The following is a 20,006-nucleotide window of genomic DNA, read 5'->3' on the forward strand; positions in this document are numbered from 1 at the left end:
AAAAAAAGCTGATTCCGGTTCGGGAATCAGCTTTTTTGTGTGTGATACATTTCCTCAAGCAATTGCACATTGTTGTTGTACAGCTCCCGGGCAAGAACGCGTCTCACCGCAAGGCTCGCCGAGAAGTATTCTGTGTCTTGAACCATGCCTTTAACGGTAAATTCTATGCCTCTCGTCAATTTGTTCAGACTCATGATTCCATGCACTTGAAACGGCTCCGCCGCATTGAGAAATTCATCCCGCTTCAGTGAATCGCGAAGTTCATCATTGAGCATGTCACAGGCTTTTTCTAAGACGGCATATACCCGCTCGGGATCTTCCTTGTAACTGATCACGACGGACTCGGTAATCCGCATAAAATCAATGTTATAGTTTTGAAGCTGTCTGACCTCACCGTTAGATATGGTAAGCAGCTTGCCGGTCCACTCACGGATCTGGAGGGAACGGAGTCCGATTTCTTCGACTGTGCCGTTGAACAGATTGTTAATCGTCACGTAATCGCCTTTATGAAGCTGGCGTTCATATATCAAAAAGACACCGGCCAATATGTCCTTGATTAACGACTGGGCGCCGAAACCGATGACGATACCGGCAACACCCGCCCCGGCTAAAATCCGGCCGAAATCATGAACGAATAAAGAAATGACGTAAAAGATAAAACCGATCGTCGCCGTATACTGGGTGATGGACCGGACGAGGCTCTCAATCGTCTTCCCTTTCCGTTCCTCTAAGAAATCTGTGCGTTTAAATAACACCTGTACAAAGCGGTTGATCAGATATACACCGGCGTAAAGCACGAGAGCGACGATGATGATCTCAAACACTTTGCTTTTCAAAATGTCCGTAATTGTCGTTTCCATCTTTTGTTAACCTCTGGCTTTTCGTAATGAAAAATCTGTCTCCTGATAATAACTGTTTTTGACAAGGACGTTCGGGCCGAGGCACCGGACGTTTGTGCAGCGGCAGTTCAGCTCTTTGCTCAGCTTCGTCTGTCTCCACTTGTCATATGCTTCGGGAAGGCTGTCTGTTTTAATATTGCCGAGCGGCGGTGTATCGCCGAAATCCGTGACAATGATATTTCCGTCAAAAATGTTGACATTCAGGCGGGAGCGGCCATCAGGGTCGTTTCGCACCGTAACGTTTTTCGCTTCCCGCAGGCGGCGGAGGAGCTTCTGGTCTTCTTCATCAGGGCTGCATGCGTAAAACGGAAGCGTACCGAACAGCATCCATGTCTCTTCATCGCGAATGTCGAGCAGATGATGAATAGCCTGTCTCATGTCCGTCAGGCTGAGTGATTCAAGCGCGCTGGCGAAATCACTCGGATACATCGGATGGACTTCGTGCCGCTGGCATTTCATATCTTCCGTAATCTGCCGGTGAATATGTTCAATATGCGGCAGCGTCCGTTTGTTCAGCATCGTTTCCGCTGAAACCATTACGCCTGCTTCGACCAGCGTGCGGCTGTTTTCAATCATTTTGTCAAAATAGCGCGCCCGCTGTTCAAATGTCGGTTTCTTCTCCATCATCGCAAATCCGATGTCGGCAAAGTCCTCGACCGTTCCCCAGTTGTGAGAAATGTGAAGAACGTCCAAATAAGGAATAATCCGTTCGTAGCGCCCGATATCAAGCGTCAGGTTTGAATTGATCTGTGTGCGCACGCCGCGTTCATGCGCATATTTTAAAAGCGGGACGACGTATTCCTTTACCGATTTCAGCGAAAGCATCGGTTCGCCGCCCGTAATGCTGATAGAGCGTAACAGAGGAATTTCATCAAGCCGCTTTAATAAAAGGTCGATCGGCAGCGCATTCGGGTCTTTCGGCTGGAGCGTGTACCCGACGGCGCAGTGCTCGCATCTCATATTGCACAAAGTCGTCGTTGTGAATTCAACGTTCGTCAGTTTCATATCTCCATACTGGTCGACATCCATGTACGCTTCCCAAGGATCGTACTCCGGTGTGATCGGACGCAGTGTTGTGTTTTGTGTCATGACTATCTAACTCCTTTATAAATGGGGCATACTAACGTCTGCCAACTGTTAATTTTAGACCTGATCTGCCAAGATCGCAAGTAGCGGAACCATTGAAAAACGGCAAAAAATACGCTACCATTATAAAAAATGAATGGAGTGGAAGTATGGGGAATGCGGTAAACAGCAAAGATCAGCAGCTCGATTACTTAAAGAACAGACTCGATATGTTTATGAATGTCATTGATTCATTAGACCCTGAATCAACGGACGTTGAAGATATAGACCGGCTCATCGGCATGCTTGATGATCTGGAAGCAAAATACGAACGCTTTAAAAAGGATTGGGAATAAACCCCGGCGGATGCCGGGGTTTTTCTTTTTCCATAATGCGGCTGTATAAAAGGGCAGGGCCTACTGCAAAATAAGGAAAAATGCAGAAGGAGTGCTGGTCATGAAATGGTTTTGTTCAATTTGCTGCATGGCCGTTTTACTTGCGGGAGGCATCAACAGCGCAGAGGCCGTGCCGAATGAACGGATAAACTGGGGCTTTAAACGCAGCGTCAATCATCAGCCGCCGGATGCCGGCAGACAGCTGGACAATCTGGTCAAAAAATATGATGCCTTTTATTTAGGCAATACGAAAGAAAAGACCATCTATTTAACGTTTGATAACGGATATGAAAATGGGTACACCCCGAAAGTGCTTGATGTGTTAAAAAAACATCACGTCACGGGCACTTTTTTTGTCACGGGTCATTTTGTGAAAGAGCAGCCTGATTTGATTAAACGGATGTCAAAGGAAGGCCATATCATCGGCAATCATTCTTTTCATCATCCTGATCTGACGACAAAAACGGGCGATCAGATTCAAGACGAACTCGATTCCGTCACGGAAGCTGTGTACAACATTACCGGAAAGCGGGACAATCTGTATCTCCGTCCGCCGCGCGGCGTGTTCAGCGAATATGTCCTCAAAGAAACGAAGCGCCTCGGCTACCAAACCGTTTTCTGGTCCGTCGCATTTGTCGACTGGAAGGTTAACGAGCAAAAAGGGAAACAATACGCCTATGATCACATGATAAAGCAGGCGCATCCCGGCGCGATCTACCTTCTTCACACCGTTTCAAAGGACAATTCAGAAGCTTTGGACGATGCCATTACCGATTTGAAAAAAGAAGGCTACACGTTTAAAAGCATTGATGACCTGATGTTTGAGAAAGAAATGAAGCTGCCGTCTTTGTAACGAGAAGCGCCTCTTCATATAGTCTTATCTTGATGCAGGCGTCAAAACCCTTACGCCATAAACATCACTGAGATGAAACCTGCTCCCAGTTAAAGGGGGCAGTTTTTTTTGCCCCTCTAATTAAGAGATAGTTAAGAAATAGTTAATCCCCAGTTAAAAACGCATTCCTATACTATTGTACATAAGCATTAGGAAAGTAGGTCTGGATCAATGCAGGAAATAATTAAAACGACGAATTTATCAAAAGTGTACGGAAAACAAAAGTCAGTGGATAACCTCAACATAACAGTTAATGAAGGTGATATTTACGGGTTTCTTGGGAGAAATGGGGCAGGTAAAACAACGACTATAAGAATGCTGCTGGGGCTGATAAAGCCTACTCATGGAAAGATTGAGATATTCGGTGAGGATTTACATACGAATAAGAAAGACATTCTAAAAAGAATTGGTTCAATTGTAGAAGTACCTGGATTCTATGGAAACCTCACGGCTAAAGAGAACCTTGAAATAAATGCCAGGATCGTTGGAATTCACAAAAAAAATGCAATTGAAGAAGCATTAGAAATTGTGGGATTAGAGAATGAAACCAAAAAGCTTGTAGGCAAATACTCTTTAGGAATGAAGCAAAGACTTGGCATCGCCCGATCTCTTCTTCACTATCCGGAATTACTAATATTAGACGAACCGACGAATGGTTTAGATCCGATTGGGATTAAAGAGATGAGAAGGCTCATTAAAACATTAGCTGAAGAAAGAAAAATTACTCTGCTGATATCGAGCCATATCCTGTCTGAGATTGAACAATTAGTTGATCATTTGGGAATTATTCACGAGGGAAAACTGTTAGAGGAAACCGAATTTGATACTCTCCGGAAGAGAAATCGAAAGTTTCTTGAGTTTCAAGTTTCGAATGATAATATAGCTGCGATGCTTTTAGAGAAACATTTTCAGATCTTTGACTACGAAGTACATGGTGACGGAATAATCCGCATTTTCTCGCATATTGGACAACAGGGAGCGATTAATAAATTACTTGTTCAGAACGATATTGAGGTGTTTAAAATTTTGATGAGTGAAGACCGTCTGGAGGATTATTTCACAAAATTGGTTGGGGGTGGAACCATTGGTTAATCTGTTATATGCAGAGTTACTAAAACTCAGAAGGTCTGCGATGCTTCTAATAAGTACGATAGGAGCTTCGGTCGTCCCATTTATGGTTGTCGTTGCATCCTATGTACAGATAAAGACTGAGAATCCCGCTCCTGTCATAAAATTTCATGAACTTTTCAGTAACGCTAATTTATATACAGTCTTGGTAGTAGGAGTTCCGCTGTATGGAGTTGTTGCCGCTTATATTTTTAACCGTGAATATATGGATGATACGCTGAAAAATCTGTTAACCATACCCGTTTCCAGAATCAATCTAATACTTAGTAAACTATTGCTGCTATTTATCTGGATATTCTTTTTAACTTTAGTCGCGTGGGGGCTTACTTTATTACTGGGTGTGATCTTGCAATTCCTGGGTCTCAGCCAATCACTCATACTCAAATCATTTTTGCACTTTGTAATTGGGGGAGTTTTACTATTTGTTTTATCAACACCTATTGTTCTGATCACAGTTGTTCTAAAAAATTACGTACCCACCATTATTTTTACAATCCTAATTACTTTGATCAATATTATGACAGCTAACTCAGAACACAGAGGATTGTTCCCATGGGCAGCGGCCGGAGATATTTCAATGAATACGCTTCTCTCTACTTATCCTCCGGAATACTCCTATTTGGGAATTGCTTTAGTCTCAATAGTAGGATTTGTTTCCTTAATAATCTATTTTAACAAGGTGGATATACATTAATTTTTATAAATGCTTTCAAGTGAAAAGCAGATTGTTTGCGGTTCGCACAAATCACTTACATGTATAAATGAGATTTTTAAATAGGAGGATGATATAAATGTCTTTATCAGAGCAGAATATTGCCGCTTTTCGTGCTGTGAACGATTTGGGTAAAGAATTTCCATTTCTAAATCCGGCAATGATCATACTTGCTGAATATGCAGTGTTTATTTTAGCACTCGTTATGCTTGTTTTCTGGTTTACCCGAAATGACAAAAACAGGATGATGGTCATACAGGCGGGAGTGGCATTCATTATAGCAGAGATGATCGGGAAAATTGCCGGTCAACTCTATTCCAATAATCAACCATTTGCAGTTCTTTCAAATGTTAACAAACTGGTAGATCATGCGGTGGATAATTCATTTCCAAGCGATCACACCATCCTATTCTTTTCTATCTCATTTTCTTTTTGGCTTGTATATAAAAAAACAGGCTGGATCTGGATCATACTTGCGCTTAGTGTAGCTGTTTCACGCATATGGGTAGGTGTACACTATCCTTTCGATGTTGCTGCAGGAGCTCTTTTTGGAATTATATCAGCTGTGTTATCGTATTGGATTGTACCAAGGCTTGCATTGACTAAAAAAGTTCTAACTATTTATGAAAAGGGCGAAGGGTATATTTTACCTCGAAAAGAGAGGTCTAAAGATTTTTAGGCAGATGAGAAACACCTGTATGAACCAGGTGTTTTTGTTCGTTCGAGCACAAACAAAAAACTCATATTGATGATTGATCAACAGGCAATAATTTAGCGGATAGGGGACAAATTCCCGACATAAAAACATAATCGAAATACTGATCTTGTTGGAATTAGGGCTTACTCTTTAAATATCATGACGTTTGTGTCAAAGTTATATTTGGAAGCTGAGCATTACAATTTTCATAAGCCGACAATTTGAATACACCTGTGTTTATATAAAATACTGAAAATTGGCTAAAAGATTATATGATAGATTGCATATCATGTAATAATGAATACCCACTGTTACTTACATAAATACAAAAAATATGAAGGCAGGTGTCATGAAGTGAAAGAAATTCGTGTCCTTATCGCTGATGATGAAAAAGTGATCAGAGATTTATTAAAAAAATACATTGAACGGGAACTTTATTTAGCAGATGTTGCAAAGGATGGACAGGAAGCTTTGGCATTATTTGAACAAAATACTTATCACCTCGTAATATTGGATCTCATGATGCCAAAAATGGATGGGATTGAAGTATGCAGAAAACTAAGAGAAAAAACCAATGTGCCAATACTTATGCTTACTGCAAAGGACCATGAAGCTGACAAAATTGTAGGGTTGAGTATAGGAGCAGATGATTATATTACAAAACCTTTTAGCGTAAACGAGGTTGTGGCCAGAATTAAGGCTCTGATGAGAAGGTTTTTCATTTTAGGGAGCGGCAGCGGAACAGAAGAGAAGCCGCTGCTGAAATATAAAGGTTTATCAATTGATGTGAAAAGATATATCGTATGCGTCGCAGGTGAAGAAATATCATTAACCGCAAAAGAGCTAGAGCTGCTGAAATTTATGGCTTCCAATCCGGAACAGGTATTTACGAAGGCTCAGTTGTTTCGGAATGTTTGGGGCAATCATTACTTAGAAGATGACAATACCGTGATGGTTCACATAAGAAAGCTGAGAAAAAAAATAGAAAAAGACCCATCTAATCCTCAATTTATACAAACAGTTTGGGGAATAGGATACAAATTTGCAGGTGAGAAAGATGAGTCGTAAAATCATATATCTTATGTTTCTGCAGATTACACTGATTTGCCTCAATTGTTTATATGACTGGCAGCACCAAGAGCTTAACACTGTTAAATTGGTTGTCTATGGTCTGCTGATCGGTTTGTCTGTAATCCTTATTACAATTTACTGTAAATTCAACAATGAGCTCATTCAAATGATCCATGCGGTTAAGCGGACATTAAATGGGAACTTAACGACAAGAATATTTGCTAATGGGGCTCCGATATTTAATGAAATGGTTTTTTCAATAAACGAATTGATCGAGAAGTTAGAGAAAATACAGGTTGAAACGATTCAAACGCATGCAGCCAGAAAAAGTCTGTTATCAAGCATATCACACGATATTCGTACACCGCTTACATCGATTATAGGGTATTTAGATGCGTTGAAAGATGATATTGCAGCCTCGGAAGAAGAAAAGAAGGAATACGTAAACATTGTTTCAAAGAAGTCGAATCATTTAAAGCAGTTAATTGATGAAATATTTAACATGGCTAAACTGGATGCAGATGAAATGCCGATGCAGCCGGATATTATTGACCTTTCTGAAATAACCAGAGAGTTATTGATTGAATACTTGCCGGAGATAAAAAGAAATGAATTAGAGCTTAAAATAAATATCCCGGAAAGAAAGTGTCTTATTATGGCGGATCGCTTGAGTATCATCAGAATCATTGGTAATATATTGAAGAATGCCATCCTTTACGGAAAAGAAGGAAAAGTTCTTGGCATAGAAATTATAGAGAATGATAAAGAATGTAAACTACTGATCTGGGATAGGGGGCCGGGGATACCAAAAACAGAATCAGAGAAGGTATTTGAGAGGATGTACAGGGGAGACCAGTCCAGAAGCTCAGGATACTCGGGAAGCGGTTTAGGACTCTCAATTGCCAAAGCATTAATTGAGAAGAATCAAGGGAAAATATGGGTTGACAGCACCCCTTATATAAAAACAACATTCGGCATTGCATTTGGAAAAATAAAATTAATACGGACATGAATGGAATGATTACAAAGAGAAACAGACGCTTATAATAGCCAAGAAACCAATGTGTAAGAGAACACATTGGTTTCATTTTTTTCTAAACGGGAGAGGTTTTCACTGCTTATTTGATACATTTAATCAGTGCAGCCCAATCCAGATCCCCGAAGCCTTGTGCGATCCCGCTTTCAAAATGGCTCTTGGCCAGCTCGGCAAGAGGGAGTTTTGCGGAAACCTGTTCAGCGGCGGCGAGCGCCAGATTGGTATCCTTCAGCCCTAAAGACATTTTGAAACCGGCCGGCTCAAATTTCTCCTCAGCCATGATCGTGCCGTAATTTTGATAGACGGGAGAGCCAAAGAGCGCGCCGGCGATTTCTAAAAATTGTTTTTGTTCTAACCCGTACTTCTCCATCATTAAGAATGATTCAGATAACGCCTCCAGCATGGACACGAGCAAGAAATTGACGCTGATTTTCGCGGCATTGGACGTTTTTGTTTCTTCACCAGTGTCAAATACTTGCTGACTCAGGATGTTAAGCAGCGGTTCGGCCTTTTTCTTCGCTTCTGCCGGTCCGGCTGTGATGATGCGGAGTTCGGCCTTCTCAGCGGCATCGGGACGGCCGAGGACGGGAGCGGCAATAAAGGACTGCCCTCTGCCCGAATGTGCGGCGGAAAGCTGTTCTGACAGCGCCGTACTGATCGTGCTCATTGAAATATGAATGCCGTTTTCAGATAACCCGGCAATAATGCCGCAAGCTCCGAAAGTCACGTCTGTTACGGCTTCATCGTCTGACAGCATTGACAGCACGATATCCGCATGTTCAGCTGCCTGGCGGGGCGTTTCGGCATATTCGGCCCCTTTATCCAGCAGGTCAGCCGCTTTTTCTTTCGTCCGGTTATATACAGTCAGACTGTATCCGGCTTTCATGATATTTTCGGCGATGGGGCGGCCCATATTGCCGAGTCCGACGATGGCGATCTTCATTTCACAGTCCCTCCAATGAAAAGTTTTCCACCATTATACATGCAAATGGTTAATCTGCTGTGTACAGGATTGCCACTTTCAGTTCAGGTTCGGAAGACCATCCGGAGTCTGAGGCGGCTTTCCCCTTATAAAATCCGGTAAACCGCGTTTTAATGATTGTTTTTGAACGGGGTTTTACAGTGAATGTTTTTGATTTGAATGTGACGTCCTTTATGTTTTCTGATAAATCCGGGGTGACAGAAATGGTTTGTTCCCCTTTTCCGTAATGATTGATATAAAGCGTGCAGCTCATGCCCGCTCTTTTTCGCTCAACCAGATGACTGCATTCGCTGCGGTGCTTCAAATATTCGACAGCCCCTTTTTCGGGCGCGAACTGTTTTAAGGAAAAAGCGGCATATTCAGTGGCGGGACTGATACCGGAAGCGGCCCCCATACTGAGAAAGATCAGAAACAGCCCCGCTGCGGGAAGCGTCCGCCTGAACGCGGCGGCACACCAGATTAACGCCGCAAAGTAAAGCACGACCCCGGGGATGACGGAGATATGGGCTCCATCTTCCGGCCAAGAGGAATAGCCGAGCGACTCAAAGATGTAATCAGACACCGTACGGCCGTTATACAGCGGGGCAATGGACATGACACTGAAAGCCAGAAGGACAGAAGAAATGATTTTGTGAGAAAAGATGGTAACGGCGCACACCTCTTTACGTTTTTTTCCAGACTATCATGTTTTCTCAAAAAAAAGAACAGCCGGCAGCCGTTCTTACTTGAAAATATTAAACCAGCCTTTGCGGGCGAACCAAAACAACATGGCGGCCACAAGGACGGCCATTACGCCCAAAACGATAAAATACCCGTATTTCCAATGAAGCTCAGGCATGTTATCGAAATTCATGCCGTAAACCCCCGCGATGAACGTCAGCGGGATAAAAATGGTCGAGACGATGGTTAATGTCATCATAATGGCGTTCATCCGGTTTGAATTCAGCGTCACATAGCTGTCCCGCAAATCTGACGTCATATCACGGTTTGACTCGATCAGCTCAGCCAGTTTTAACAGGTGGTCATAAATATCGCTGAAATACGCTTTCGTTTCACGGCTTTCTTTTACATGGTCAAGGCTCAAAATCCGGTACATTAAATCGCGCATCGGAATGATCGTCCGTCTCAGGTTCAAAAGATCAGTCCGCAATTCAAACACTTCATTCATTAAAGTGCCGTAAGATTTATGGGTTCTGCTGTCTTCAATTTCATTCAGCCGGTCTTCAATTTTGTACAGCACGGGGAAATATTCATCGACAAGCTGATCCATAATCATATAAGTGATGTGCCCGGGCCCTTTTTTGGCTAATCCCGGAGAAGCGAAAAACCGTTCTCTCACCTTTGAGACGCCGGGCGATTCGTGCAAATGGAAGCTGACGATGAAACGGTCGGACTGAAAAATGTCCACCTCTTCCATTTCCAGTGTGTCCGGGTTCAAGGCGTGGAGCACATAAAAACGGTAGCCGTCATAATGGTCGATTTTCGGCCGCTGCATATGCTGAAAGCAATCCTCGATCGCAAGCGGATGAAAGTGAAAATAATCCCGCAGCAGCTCGGTTTCATGCATCTCGGCGCCGAAAAAATCAATCCAGTACCATGCGATGTCCGGTTGTTCTGTACGTGATAGGGGGATATTATCTAATATCTCATTATGTGTTGTGATTGCGGTTATATGTATCATAAACAACCCTCCGCCTGCCATTATATCATGCGGCGTTATGAAGAAAAGTATACGAATTGCCGCCCGGCCGCTTCATGATATACTTGGACAAAAAGGGGTGGAGCATATGTGGAAGGAAACGGTTTCGGTCACGCCGCCGTATCATTTTGATAAAGTCCTTGAAAGGCTGTCGCTCGATCCGCTGAATGCGGTCGATCTTCATGCAAGATCAATCAAAGTGCCGCTCAGAACACGGGACGGCAAACTGTCCGTCATCACGGTTCAAGCGGAAGGCACCGCCGCAGACCCGGTCTTCCTCGTCAGCGGAGAAACGGACCGCGAGGAGATGATTGAACGGATCAAACACATTTTTCAGTGGGAGCAGCCGCTTCAGCCTGTGCTTGATCATTTCTCAAAAACAAATCTGTCGGCGCTTTTTGAGGAGCATGCGGGAACCCCGCTCGTCTTGGAGTATGACGTCTACAACTGTCTCATGAAATGCATCATCCACCAGCAGCTCAACCTGTCTTTCGCATTTACCTTAACGGAACGGTTCGTCCATGCCTTCGGTGAACAAAAAAACGGCGTCTGGTGCTACCCCGAGCCGAAAACGATCGCGGCGCTTGAGTATCAGGACTTGCGGGAGCTCCAGTTCAGCATGAGAAAAGCGGAATATGCGATTGACATTTCACGGATGATTGCAGAAGGAGCGCTCAATCTGGCGGAACTTACCCATTTATCGGATGAAGACATTATGAAAAAGCTGATCGCCATCAGAGGCATCGGCCCGTGGACCGTCCAAAACGTCCTCATGTTCGGTCTCGGCCGCCCGAATCTGTTTCCTTTGGCGGACATCGGCCTGCAAAACGCCGTCAAACGCCGCTTCGCCCTAGAGGATAAACCGTCAAAAGACTTGATGCTTCAGGTAAGCAGCGAATGGGCGCCGTATTTAAGCTATGCGTCCTTGTACTTGTGGAGAAGCATTGAATGATGAGGATTTTTGGAAACTTCCAGTGAAAAACATGAAGGAACCGCCGGCTGCATGTTATACTGAACAGATGTGATATTTCAAATCAGCCGCTTTCCCATGAGAAAGGCTTTATATAGAAACGGAGAGAAAAAAACGTGAATCAACATCAAAAAAAGGCGCCTGCCGAATTGAAAATCGGACAGACATTTCCGCTGACCATCAAACGTCTCGGCATTAACGGAGAGGGCGTCGGCTATTTTAAGAAAAAAGTTGTCTTCGTTCCCGGCGCTCTGCCCGGTGAAGAAGTCGTTGCCGAAGCGACAAATGTGCAGCCGAAATTTTCAGAAGCACGCGTCAAAAAAATCCGCAAGCCGTCTGAACACCGTGTCACGCCGCCATGCCCGGTCTACGACCAGTGCGGCGGCTGTCAGCTTCAGCATCTGGCATACACCCAGCAGCTTCGCGAAAAACGCGACATCGTCATTCAGTCTCTGGAACGTCATACGAGATTCAATGTCGAAGAAATGAACATTAAAGATACGATCGGAATGGACAACCCTTGGAATTACCGGAACAAAAGCCAGTTCCAAGTCGGACGCTCGCAAAGCGGCAGCATCATTGCCGGCTTATACGGACTTGATTCCCATAAAATCGTCCCGATTAAGGAATGCATTGTCCAGCATCCGGCAACAAACAAAACAACGGGTATCGTCCGCCGTATTTTAGAAAAACACAACGTGTCCGTTTATAACGAACGGACCAAAAAAGGCGATGTCCGCACCATCGTGACGAGAGTCGGTTTTGAAACAGGCGAAGTGCAGGTCGTGCTTGTCACCGCGAAAGAGACACTGCCGAATAAAGACGAGATCGTCAAAGCCATTCAGAACCGTCTGCCGGAAGTGAAATCGATTATTCAAAACGTCAACGGCGCGCGCACATCCGTCATTTTCGGTGACAAAACAAAAGCGCTGGCCGGAAGCCATGCCATTCAAGAAGTGCTCGGTGACGTGTCCTTTGAACTGAGCGCCCGCGCCTTCTTCCAGCTCAACCCTGAGCAGACGGTCAAGCTGTATGACGAAGTGAAACAAGCGGCTCAGCTGACAGGAAAAGAAAAAGTCGTAGACGCGTATTGCGGCGTCGGTACGATCGGCATGTGGGTTTCAAACGGCGCAAAAGAGATCCGCGGCATGGACGTCATTAAAGAATCAATTGACGATGCGAAGAAAAACGCCAAAAAACACGGCATCAAAAACGCGGCATATGTCACAGGAACAGCCGAACACTGGCTCCCGAAATGGACGAAAGAAGGCTTCCGCCCTGACGTGGTCATCGTCGACCCGCCGAGAACCGGCTGTGACAGAACATTTTTAGATACCATCAAAAAAGTAAAACCGAAACGCTTCGTCTACGTATCCTGCAATCCTTCCACACTGGCGAAAGACTTGCAGACGCTGTCGAAGGACTATCGCGTCGAATATATTCAGCCTGTTGATATGTTTCCGCAGACGGCTCATGTGGAAGCCGTGGCGAAGCTTGTATTAAAATCGTCTAACTAAAATAAACAATTCGTAATCAGACCTGGATTTCGGTATAAACATTTCCGATTTCCAGGTTTTTTTCATGTTTTGCCCTTGTCCTACCTGTTTTTTGTCTTTATTTAACTGATAAAAAGAGTTGAAAAAACGTATGGAAAAGCAAGTGAAAAACAGCCAAGCAGGCTGCTTTCTATTAACACTTTCTTTTTTCCGTTTGGAAACGGCATTACAGACAAAATATGAAGATCTTGTTGTGAACCAGAAGCAATAACAAGTCGTTCAAGTTCCGTGAATACTTGTAATTTCCGTTAATATTTTGTAAACTCCTTTCTTAAAGAATACTATTAGCAATAGTTGTAATAAATGATAAAAAGGAGGTGGAATCGAATAAGAGATGTATTGGAACTTCAACAACTGTTTGAAGGTTCTGATGTAGAAGCTGCAAAAGGCAAAGGTGGCTTACTTTAATGTATAACATATTAGCATTACAACAATTAAATAATAGCGCCGAGGCGGAAACGCAAGTGATAACAACTATTACAGTAATACCTGCGATGGTTATATCCTTAATAAGTAATTATCGCGACAATCATGCTTCATCATATAATGATGTTAGATTGACACTTGGCTAAAAAGTATTGCAGAAAAGGAAATGGATAATGAAATGGGTAAAGTATATAAAAAAAGTTGGTTTCTCACGGTTTTGGCATTTTTAGTTTCACAGCTTTATTTTAATTTTGCAGAATTAACGGGATGGGGTCCTAATTATAGAGAAATGAATGGATTCCCAGCAAACATAGCTGAACTGGATTTCTTTCAAACATATCTTTCATTCTATGATAATCCATGGTTTAATATTGTCACTGTTTTCTTGGGGGTTTTCACTGTTATACAAATAATCACAGGTATAACAAAGGATATTCGAAATGAAAGCAATAACTTCTGATGCCTTATTTAATGATGAAAGAAACTTTCTTATTAATCTTATGAATGAAGACTGCGGCACTTAGTCAGCAGTCTATTTTATTGGTTCTGGATCAGGATTACCGAATCGTAACCTTATACAAACATATATAGGTGATTGGATAAAGATATTAACATAAGGGTTTGAAAGCCAATCGACCCTTAGTACATATACTGTATAGAGCCAGAAGCCACTTGTTGCGTTGGTTATTTCTAACCATGAGCAAATCTCAAATGGTCCAGATTGAAGTTTTGAATTCTTTTAAGTTCGAGTTTATTTTCTCTTCCCATCCTCTTACTCCATACCATCCCCAACTCATTTTGCTTAATCATATTATTTCTTGAAATTCGTTTTCCGCAAATGATATTGAGATACGGATATGGTGCAGCGTTAAATATTTTATCTTCGATAACAGGACAAATATTTTGCATTGGTAATAGGGAGAACTCATATGATATTCTATTTAGGTTGGAATCCTTTTTGTCCAAAAAGAGCAAAAGTAAGGCCCTAAGAAAGATGAAGGTCAGCGCTACTACTAATAAACCACAATATAAAAAAAATAGGTGTAGATAATCATCACACTTTTTTCTCTCTCAGAACCTATTAAAGGTTAAGGAGTTGACTGAGTTGATCAGAAATGGGGATAACTATAGCGATAGTCTATTACGTTAACTCAATTAAGGTGTTCTACTTCAGTTTGCATTTCACTTTTTAACGAGTAAAAAGTGAAATGTTCAAAATTTACTATCGTTTGATAAGAAGTGCTGACACATGCTATAAGTGTAAAAGAAGCATGGTCAGTTTTTAATTTTGGGATAAAGGTTTGGCTGTATCCCATCATGAAAGGATTTGGATTTGTTATGACAGATAATTTCTGGCGTGAATTACCGCGGCCTTTTTTTGTACTGGCACCCATGGAAGATGTGACGGATGTCGTTTTTCGCCATGTTGTGAGTGAAGCAGGCAGACCTGATGTGTTTTTCACAGAGTTTACAAACTCAGAAAGCTATTGTCACCCGGATGGGAAGGATAGTGTGCGCGGCCGTTTGACTTTCACGGAGGATGAACAGCCGATGGTTGCCCACATATGGGGAGATAAGCCTGAAAACTTTCGCCAAATGAGTATTGGGATGGCGGAATTAGGGTTTAAGGGCCTGGATATCAATATGGGCTGTCCTGTACCTAATGTGGCGGGGAATGGAAAGGGAAGCGGCCTGATTTGCCGTCCTGAAGTTGCAGCCGAATTAATACAGGCGGCGAAAGCAGGAGGTCTGCCGGTAAGTGTGAAGACCAGACTTGGCTACACGGATATAGACGAATGGCGCGGCTGGCTGACACACATACTGAAACAAGACATTGCGAATCTTTCCATTCATCTGCGTACAAGAGCGGAAATGAGTAAAGTAGATGCGCATTGGGAGCTCATCCCGGAAATCAAGAAACTTCGTGATGAGATAGCGCCGGATACCCTTTTGACGATCAATGGGGATATTCCTGACCGTGAGACCGGCTTGAAACTCGCTGAACAATACGGTGTTGACGGGATTATGATTGGACGAGGCATTTTTACCAATCCATTCGCCTTTGAAAAGGAGCCGAGAGAGCATAGCAGTAAGGAATTGCTTGATCTTTTGAGATTGCATCTGGATCTTCATGATGAATATTCAAAAGCAGAAGCTCGAGCATATAAACCGCTCCCCCGCTTTTTCAAGATATATCTCCGCGGATTCCGGGGAGCAAGTGAATTAAGAAATCAATGCATGAATACAAAGTCAACAGATGAAGTGCGTGCATTGCTCGATGACTTTGAGAAAAAGTATCTTGATGGGATGGAGCAAGAGTGACATAAACAACTCTTCATCCGGCCCGGATTTCGATTTGAATTCCGGGTCTTTTTGTGTGCAGTTTTTACCCAGACAGATCCATGGCCAGTTTCGTCATGCAGAAATAAACGAATAATGGTACATTGATAGGAGATACATCATAAAGGGGGAGAGAAAAATGAAACGACTGTGCATCATCCCCTGCGGCAAGAAAAAAATTTGGGATGTCCATTCAGATATAGGTCCGGTAAGGGCGGAAGACGCTTATCTCAGCCCGTTTCATCAGGCGTGCGAGCGATATGCGAAAGCATTTTTCGATGAGTGGGTGATTTTGTCGGCGAAGCACGGATTCCTTCGTCCGGATGATATTGTTCCCGGAAATTACGATGTCACTTTTGGAACCGGTCATCCGGAGATCATGGCAGCGGACGAGCTGCGCCGTCAATTTCATGAAAAAGGCTTCTCCGACATCGAGGAGCTTGTCATGCTTGGCGGGAAAAAATACCGAAGCGTCCTAAACGCCGTCATCGGAGAGCATCAGCATATCACCTGGCCTTTGTCATCGTATAAAGGCATTGGCTACATGCTTCAAGCGCTGAATCGGGCTGTTGAAGAAAAGCATGAACTGCAGCAAGTGGATATGAAAAAAAGAGTGTAACCACTCAAACGCCACGTTAGACTGTATGCAGAAGAATGAAGCAGTTAAAAGATTTCCGAGGAAATAAATACGTCGATCATTGTCAAAGACAGGGTGATGCCCGGTCTTTTTTGTATGCCTTAAAACGAGACAAAGGGAACAGATCGAGACAAAATGAGACACCTGTCTCAAACTGTCTCCATTGTAAAAATAAAAACATTCATTTTACGGGCTTCAAAGGCTGGCATGCTTCTTGCATTTATAAGTGTGAACCCTAAATAGAAGGAGGCGCACAAAATGGAATTGTTAAAACGAGAAGGCTTGTCATTAACTGAGGAGAAAGCGCTGTGGATGTACCAAAAGATGCTGGAAATCAGGGGCTTTGAAGACAAAGTGCATGAACTTTTCGCGCAAGGAGTGCTTCCCGGATTCGTCCATTTGTATGCCGGTGAAGAAGCGGTAGCTGCGGGGGTGTGCGCTCATTTAGATGATGGCGACAGCATTACAAGCACACACAGGGGACATGGCCACTGTATCGCCAAAGGCTGTGATCTGGACGGCATGATGGCGGAAATATTCGGAAAAGCGACCGGACTGTGTAAAGGCAAAGGCGGTTCTATGCACATTGCGGATCTTGATAAAGGCATGTTAGGCGCAAATGGAATCGTCGGGGGCGGATTCACGCTCGCATGCGGATCAGCGCTCACGGCTAAATATAAACAAACTAAAAATGTAAGCGTTTGCTTTTTTGGGGACGGAGCCAATAACCAAGGGACCTTCCATGAAGGGCTGAACTTAGCGGCCGTATGGAACCTTCCTGTCGTGTTCATCGCCGAAAACAACGGCTACGGCGAAGCCACGACATTTGAGTACGCGTCAGCCTGTGATTCAATCGCCGATCGGGCGGCTGCCTACAACATGCCGGGGGTCACGGTGGACGGAAAAGATATTTTAGCGGTTTATCAGGCAGCCGGGGAAGCGATAGAAAGAGCAAGAAACGGCGGAGGCCCGTCTTTGATTGAATGTATGACTTACAGAAACTACGGACATTTCGAAGGAGATGCCCAAACTTATAAAACAAAGGATGAAAAGACTGAGCATCTTGAAGAAAAGGATGCCATTCAAGGCTTTAAAAACTATCTTCTAAAAGAAACAGATGCAAATAAACTGTCAGACATCGAACAGCGTGTCAGCGAATCGATTGAAAAAGCCGTCTCGTTCAGCGAAAAGAGTCCATATCCGAAAGAGTCAGAGCTGTTGACAGACGTCTACGTGTCATATGAAAAAGGGGGAATGTGAGATGGCGAGAGTCATAAGCATGTCGGACGCGATCAATGAAGCAATGAAGCTTGCGATGAGAAAAGACGACAATGTGCTTGTAATCGGTGAAGATGTCGCCGGGGGAGCGGCGGTCGATCATTTGCAAGATGATGAAGCATGGGGCGGTGTACTGGGGGTCACAAAGGGGCTCGTACAGGAATTCGGCAGAAGCAGGGTGCTGGACACACCGATTTCTGAGGCGGGCTACATGGGTGCGGCCATGGCTGCGGCATCCACGGGGCTGAGACCGATTGCGGAACTGATGTTTAACGATTTTATCGGGACGTGCTTTGACCAAGTGATCAACCAAGGGGCGAAATTCCGCTATATGTTCGGCGGTAAAGCGCAAGTGCCGATCACCGTCCGCACCACATACGGAGCCGGGTTCCGGGCAGCCGCTCAGCATTCGCAGGCGCTGTATGGCCTGTTCACCAGCATCCCGGGTCTGAAGACGGTTGTGCCGTCCAATCCATATGACGCCAAAGGTTTGCTGCTTTCGGCAATAGAAGACAATGATCCGGTATTCTTTTTTGAAGATAAAACGTCCTACAACATGAAGGGCGAGGTGCCGGAAGATTATTATACAATTCCGCTCGGAAAAGCGGATATCAAACGCGAAGGCAGCGACATCACGCTGTTTGCGGTCGGCAAGCAGGTCAATACCGCGCTTGAAGCGGCTGCGCAGCTTTCTGAGAAAGGCATCGACGCCGAGGTGCTTGATCCCCGGAGTCTGTCTCCTTTAGATGAGGAAGCGATTTTCACATCGTTAGAAAAAACAAACCGGCTGATCATCATAGACGAAGCCAATCCGCGCTGCAGCATCGCCGCGGATATTGCTGCGATTGTCGCCGATAAGGGCTTTGATTTGCTTGATGCGCCGATTAAGCGGATTACAGCGCCGCATACACCGGTGCCGTTTTCGCCGGTGCTTGAAGATCAATATTTGCCGACACCAGACCAAATTGTCAGCGTCACGCTTGAATTGCTTGGCGAGCCGGCAATGAATTAAAGGAGGGATATAGAATGGCTGTAAAAGTAGTAATGCCGAAGCTGGGAATGGCGATGAAGAAAGGTGAAGTATCCGTCTGGAATAAAAAAGTCGGCGACCCGGTTGAAAAGGGAGAAAGCATCGCCAGCATCAACTCGGAAAAAATAGAAATGGAAATAGAAGCGCCTGAAAGCGGCACGCTTCTTCATATTAAAGTCAAAGAGGGAGAAGGAGTCCCGCCGGGAACGCCCATCTGTTATATCGGGGAAAACGGCGAAGAAGTGCGGGAGAAGGAGGCGCCGGCTCCTGAAAATGCAGGGAAACCGCAATCTGAACCTGAACATATGCCCGCTCCCAAAGCCGGGCAAAAGCGTAAACACCGCGTGAAAATATCTCCCGTTGCCCGAAAAATGGCGGAGAAAGCCGGGTTGAAAGTTGATACGCTGAACGGGACGGGGCCCGGAGGCAGAATCGTAAAAGCTGACGTCATCAAGGCCATGAAGACGGAATCTGAACCGCAGTCTTCGGTTCAGACGGCACAGCCGGAGGGAAAACCGGCTTCAGCGATGAGAAAAGTGATTGCAGACCGAATGCACAAAAGCCTGCAAAACAGCGCCCAGCTGACGCTGACTATGAAAGCGGACATTACGGAGCTTGTAAAATGGCAGCGGCAGCTCGCCGACAGCGCGAAAAAGCGGAGCGGTGTTAAACTGACGGTCACACATTTCGTATCCCGGGCCGCGGTGCTTGCGCTGAAACAGCATCCTGAGCTGAACAGCTCTTATCAAGAGGAGCGGATCATCACCTATCCATATGTCCACCTCGGGATGGCGGTTTCTCTTGAAAACGGTCTCGTCGTGCCGGTGATCCGGGATGCGGAAAAGCTTTCATTCCTTGAGCTTGCGGATCACATCAGCACATCGGCACAACGGGCGCGGGAAGGCAATGCTTCCGGAGATGACCTGCGCGGATCGACATTTTCTATTACAAATCTCGGGGGTTACGGAATTGAGCATTTCACCCCGATTCTTAATCCGCCTGAAGCCGGTATTCTCGGAGTGGGCGCAAGCTATGAAACGCCGGCGTTTAAAGGAGATGAGCTTGTCAAAAGCACCATGCTGCCGCTGAGCCTTACCTTTGATCACAGAGTATGTGACGGCGCACCGGCTGCGGACTTCCTGAAAACGGTCAAAGCGCTGCTTGAAGAGCCGGCCGGATTGATTTTATAGAGA

General features: G+C 44.5%; 21 protein-coding genes. 16 read left to right on the top strand and 5 right to left on the bottom strand.

What is annotated here, in order from left to right:
* Window positions 1-26: 26 nt before the first annotated feature.
* Entirely contained in the window at window positions 27-860 is an 834-nt protein-coding gene (locus J6600_RS04020) for a mechanosensitive ion channel family protein (protein ID WP_209388003.1), read from the bottom strand.
* A 6-nt stretch (window positions 861-866) separates the two neighbouring features.
* Window positions 867-1,988, bottom strand: a complete 1,122-nt coding sequence (gene yfkAB / locus J6600_RS04025) for a radical SAM/CxCxxxxC motif protein YfkAB (RefSeq protein WP_209388004.1) — start codon at window positions 1,986-1,988, stop codon at window positions 867-869.
* Window positions 1,989-2,134: 146 nt separating this feature from the next.
* On the opposite strand from yfkAB, the gene J6600_RS04030 reads away from it, so the two are divergent.
* The 7 genes from J6600_RS04030 (at window position 2,135) to J6600_RS04060 (ending at window position 7,871) form a co-directional block, all read left to right on the top strand.
* Complete coding sequence (locus J6600_RS04030) at window positions 2,135-2,320, top strand: SE1561 family protein (protein WP_003155558.1); 186 nt, start codon at window positions 2,135-2,137, stop codon at window positions 2,318-2,320.
* Window positions 2,321-2,420: 100 nt separating this feature from the next.
* Window positions 2,421-3,212 carry a delta-lactam-biosynthetic de-N-acetylase gene (gene pdaA, locus J6600_RS04035; protein ID WP_014417202.1) on the top strand — a complete coding sequence of 264 codons (792 nt, stop codon included), beginning with the start codon at window positions 2,421-2,423 and terminating at the stop codon, window positions 3,210-3,212.
* Window positions 3,213-3,422: 210 nt separating this feature from the next.
* Complete coding sequence (locus J6600_RS04040) at window positions 3,423-4,343, top strand: ABC transporter ATP-binding protein (RefSeq protein WP_209388005.1); 921 nt, start codon at window positions 3,423-3,425, stop codon at window positions 4,341-4,343.
* The gene (locus J6600_RS04045; RefSeq protein WP_209388006.1) at window positions 4,336-5,073 is read left to right on the top strand and encodes an ABC transporter permease; all 738 of its coding nucleotides are present in this window, start codon (window positions 4,336-4,338) and stop codon (window positions 5,071-5,073) included. Before J6600_RS04040 ends, J6600_RS04045 begins: the two co-directional genes overlap by 8 nt.
* Before the next feature lie 97 nt (window positions 5,074-5,170).
* Complete coding sequence (locus J6600_RS04050) at window positions 5,171-5,770, top strand: undecaprenyl-diphosphatase (protein WP_209388007.1); 600 nt, start codon at window positions 5,171-5,173, stop codon at window positions 5,768-5,770.
* 372 nt (window positions 5,771-6,142) lie between these two features.
* On the top strand, window positions 6,143-6,856 hold the full coding sequence (locus J6600_RS04055) for a response regulator transcription factor (RefSeq protein WP_014417206.1): 714 nt from the start codon (window positions 6,143-6,145) through the stop codon (window positions 6,854-6,856).
* Window positions 6,846-7,871 (top strand): sensor histidine kinase, encoded by a 1,026-nt coding sequence (locus tag J6600_RS04060; RefSeq protein WP_209388008.1) that lies wholly within the window; start codon window positions 6,846-6,848, stop codon window positions 7,869-7,871. The genes J6600_RS04055 and J6600_RS04060 overlap by 11 nt, the downstream gene beginning before the upstream one ends.
* Window positions 7,872-7,977: 106 nt before the next feature.
* Here the strand turns inward: J6600_RS04060 and J6600_RS04065 are convergent, their stop codons facing one another.
* The 3 genes from J6600_RS04065 to corA all read right to left on the bottom strand — a co-directional run bounded on the left by J6600_RS04065 (window position 7,978) and on the right by corA (window position 10,558).
* Window positions 7,978-8,838, bottom strand: coding sequence for an NAD(P)-dependent oxidoreductase (locus J6600_RS04065; RefSeq protein WP_209388009.1), 861 nt, complete (start codon window positions 8,836-8,838; stop codon window positions 7,978-7,980).
* 49 nt (window positions 8,839-8,887) lie between these two features.
* Window positions 8,888-9,535 carry a hypothetical protein gene (locus J6600_RS04070; protein ID WP_209388010.1) on the bottom strand — a complete coding sequence of 216 codons (648 nt, stop codon included), beginning with the start codon at window positions 9,533-9,535 and terminating at the stop codon, window positions 8,888-8,890.
* Window positions 9,536-9,598: 63 nt separating this feature from the next.
* The gene (corA, locus tag J6600_RS04075; RefSeq protein ID WP_007408518.1) at window positions 9,599-10,558 is read right to left on the bottom strand and encodes a magnesium/cobalt transporter CorA; all 960 of its coding nucleotides are present in this window, start codon (window positions 10,556-10,558) and stop codon (window positions 9,599-9,601) included.
* 106 nt (window positions 10,559-10,664) lie between these two features.
* Between corA and J6600_RS04080 the strand changes: the two genes are divergently transcribed.
* The 9 genes from J6600_RS04080 to J6600_RS04120 all read left to right on the top strand — a co-directional run bounded on the left by J6600_RS04080 (window position 10,665) and on the right by J6600_RS04120 (window position 20,003).
* Window positions 10,665-11,528: a DNA-3-methyladenine glycosylase family protein gene (locus J6600_RS04080; protein ID WP_209388011.1), complete on the top strand. Its 864-nt coding sequence runs from the start codon at window positions 10,665-10,667 to the stop codon at window positions 11,526-11,528.
* A 134-nt stretch (window positions 11,529-11,662) separates the two neighbouring features.
* Window positions 11,663-13,063 carry a 23S rRNA (uracil(1939)-C(5))-methyltransferase RlmD gene (gene rlmD / locus J6600_RS04085; RefSeq protein WP_021493862.1) on the top strand — a complete coding sequence of 467 codons (1,401 nt, stop codon included), beginning with the start codon at window positions 11,663-11,665 and terminating at the stop codon, window positions 13,061-13,063.
* A gap of 446 nt (window positions 13,064-13,509) precedes the next feature.
* The gene (locus tag J6600_RS19790) at window positions 13,510-13,674 is read left to right on the top strand and encodes a class III lanthipeptide (protein ID WP_188322786.1); all 165 of its coding nucleotides are present in this window, start codon (window positions 13,510-13,512) and stop codon (window positions 13,672-13,674) included.
* A 32-nt stretch (window positions 13,675-13,706) separates the two neighbouring features.
* A complete protein-coding gene (locus tag J6600_RS04095; RefSeq protein WP_088056273.1) occupies window positions 13,707-13,988 on the top strand; it encodes a YfzA family protein in 282 nt (93 codons plus the stop codon).
* A gap of 878 nt (window positions 13,989-14,866) precedes the next feature.
* The gene (locus tag J6600_RS04100) at window positions 14,867-15,850 is read left to right on the top strand and encodes a tRNA dihydrouridine synthase (protein ID WP_115941307.1); all 984 of its coding nucleotides are present in this window, start codon (window positions 14,867-14,869) and stop codon (window positions 15,848-15,850) included.
* A gap of 157 nt (window positions 15,851-16,007) precedes the next feature.
* Window positions 16,008-16,487 (top strand): DUF6884 domain-containing protein, encoded by a 480-nt coding sequence (locus J6600_RS04105; RefSeq protein WP_209388012.1) that lies wholly within the window; start codon window positions 16,008-16,010, stop codon window positions 16,485-16,487.
* A gap of 276 nt (window positions 16,488-16,763) precedes the next feature.
* Window positions 16,764-17,765: an acetoin:2,6-dichlorophenolindophenol oxidoreductase subunit alpha gene (gene acoA, locus J6600_RS04110; protein ID WP_003155540.1), complete on the top strand. Its 1,002-nt coding sequence runs from the start codon at window positions 16,764-16,766 to the stop codon at window positions 17,763-17,765.
* A gap of 1 nt (window position 17,766) precedes the next feature.
* Entirely contained in the window at window positions 17,767-18,795 is a 1,029-nt protein-coding gene (gene acoB / locus J6600_RS04115; protein WP_209388013.1) for an acetoin:2,6-dichlorophenolindophenol oxidoreductase subunit beta, read from the top strand.
* Between the two features lie 14 nt (window positions 18,796-18,809).
* Window positions 18,810-20,003, top strand: coding sequence for a dihydrolipoamide acetyltransferase family protein (locus tag J6600_RS04120; RefSeq protein WP_191389576.1), 1,194 nt, complete (start codon window positions 18,810-18,812; stop codon window positions 20,001-20,003).
* Window positions 20,004-20,006: the final 3 nt, after the last annotated feature.

Origin of the sequence: Bacillus sp. LJBV19, assembly GCF_017797845.1 — a bacterium.
GTDB lineage: Bacteria > Bacillota > Bacilli > Bacillales > Bacillaceae > Bacillus > Bacillus velezensis.

Coding starts and splice junctions, on each gene's coding strand:
- J6600_RS04030 (WP_003155558.1), top strand. CDS start 2,135: ATGGGGAATGCGGTAAACAGCAAAGATCAGCAGCTCGATTACTTAAAG.
- J6600_RS04040 (WP_209388005.1), top strand. CDS start 3,423: ATGCAGGAAATAATTAAAACGACGAATTTATCAAAAGTGTACGGAAAA.
- corA (WP_007408518.1), bottom strand. CDS start 10,558: ATGATACATATAACCGCAATCACAACACATAATGAGATATTAGATAAT.
- yfkAB (WP_209388004.1), bottom strand. CDS start 1,988: ATGACACAAAACACAACACTGCGTCCGATCACACCGGAGTACGATCCT.
- J6600_RS19790 (WP_188322786.1), top strand. CDS start 13,510: ATGTATAACATATTAGCATTACAACAATTAAATAATAGCGCCGAGGCG.
- J6600_RS04100 (WP_115941307.1), top strand. CDS start 14,867: ATGACAGATAATTTCTGGCGTGAATTACCGCGGCCTTTTTTTGTACTG.
- J6600_RS04095 (WP_088056273.1), top strand. CDS start 13,707: ATGGGTAAAGTATATAAAAAAAGTTGGTTTCTCACGGTTTTGGCATTT.
- acoA (WP_003155540.1), top strand. CDS start 16,764: ATGGAATTGTTAAAACGAGAAGGCTTGTCATTAACTGAGGAGAAAGCG.
- J6600_RS04050 (WP_209388007.1), top strand. CDS start 5,171: ATGTCTTTATCAGAGCAGAATATTGCCGCTTTTCGTGCTGTGAACGAT.
- J6600_RS04080 (WP_209388011.1), top strand. CDS start 10,665: ATGTGGAAGGAAACGGTTTCGGTCACGCCGCCGTATCATTTTGATAAA.
- J6600_RS04060 (WP_209388008.1), top strand. CDS start 6,846: ATGAGTCGTAAAATCATATATCTTATGTTTCTGCAGATTACACTGATT.
- pdaA (WP_014417202.1), top strand. CDS start 2,421: ATGAAATGGTTTTGTTCAATTTGCTGCATGGCCGTTTTACTTGCGGGA.
- acoB (WP_209388013.1), top strand. CDS start 17,767: ATGGCGAGAGTCATAAGCATGTCGGACGCGATCAATGAAGCAATGAAG.
- J6600_RS04020 (WP_209388003.1), bottom strand. CDS start 860: ATGGAAACGACAATTACGGACATTTTGAAAAGCAAAGTGTTTGAGATC.
- J6600_RS04065 (WP_209388009.1), bottom strand. CDS start 8,838: ATGAAGATCGCCATCGTCGGACTCGGCAATATGGGCCGCCCCATCGCC.
- J6600_RS04120 (WP_191389576.1), top strand. CDS start 18,810: ATGGCTGTAAAAGTAGTAATGCCGAAGCTGGGAATGGCGATGAAGAAA.
- J6600_RS04105 (WP_209388012.1), top strand. CDS start 16,008: ATGAAACGACTGTGCATCATCCCCTGCGGCAAGAAAAAAATTTGGGAT.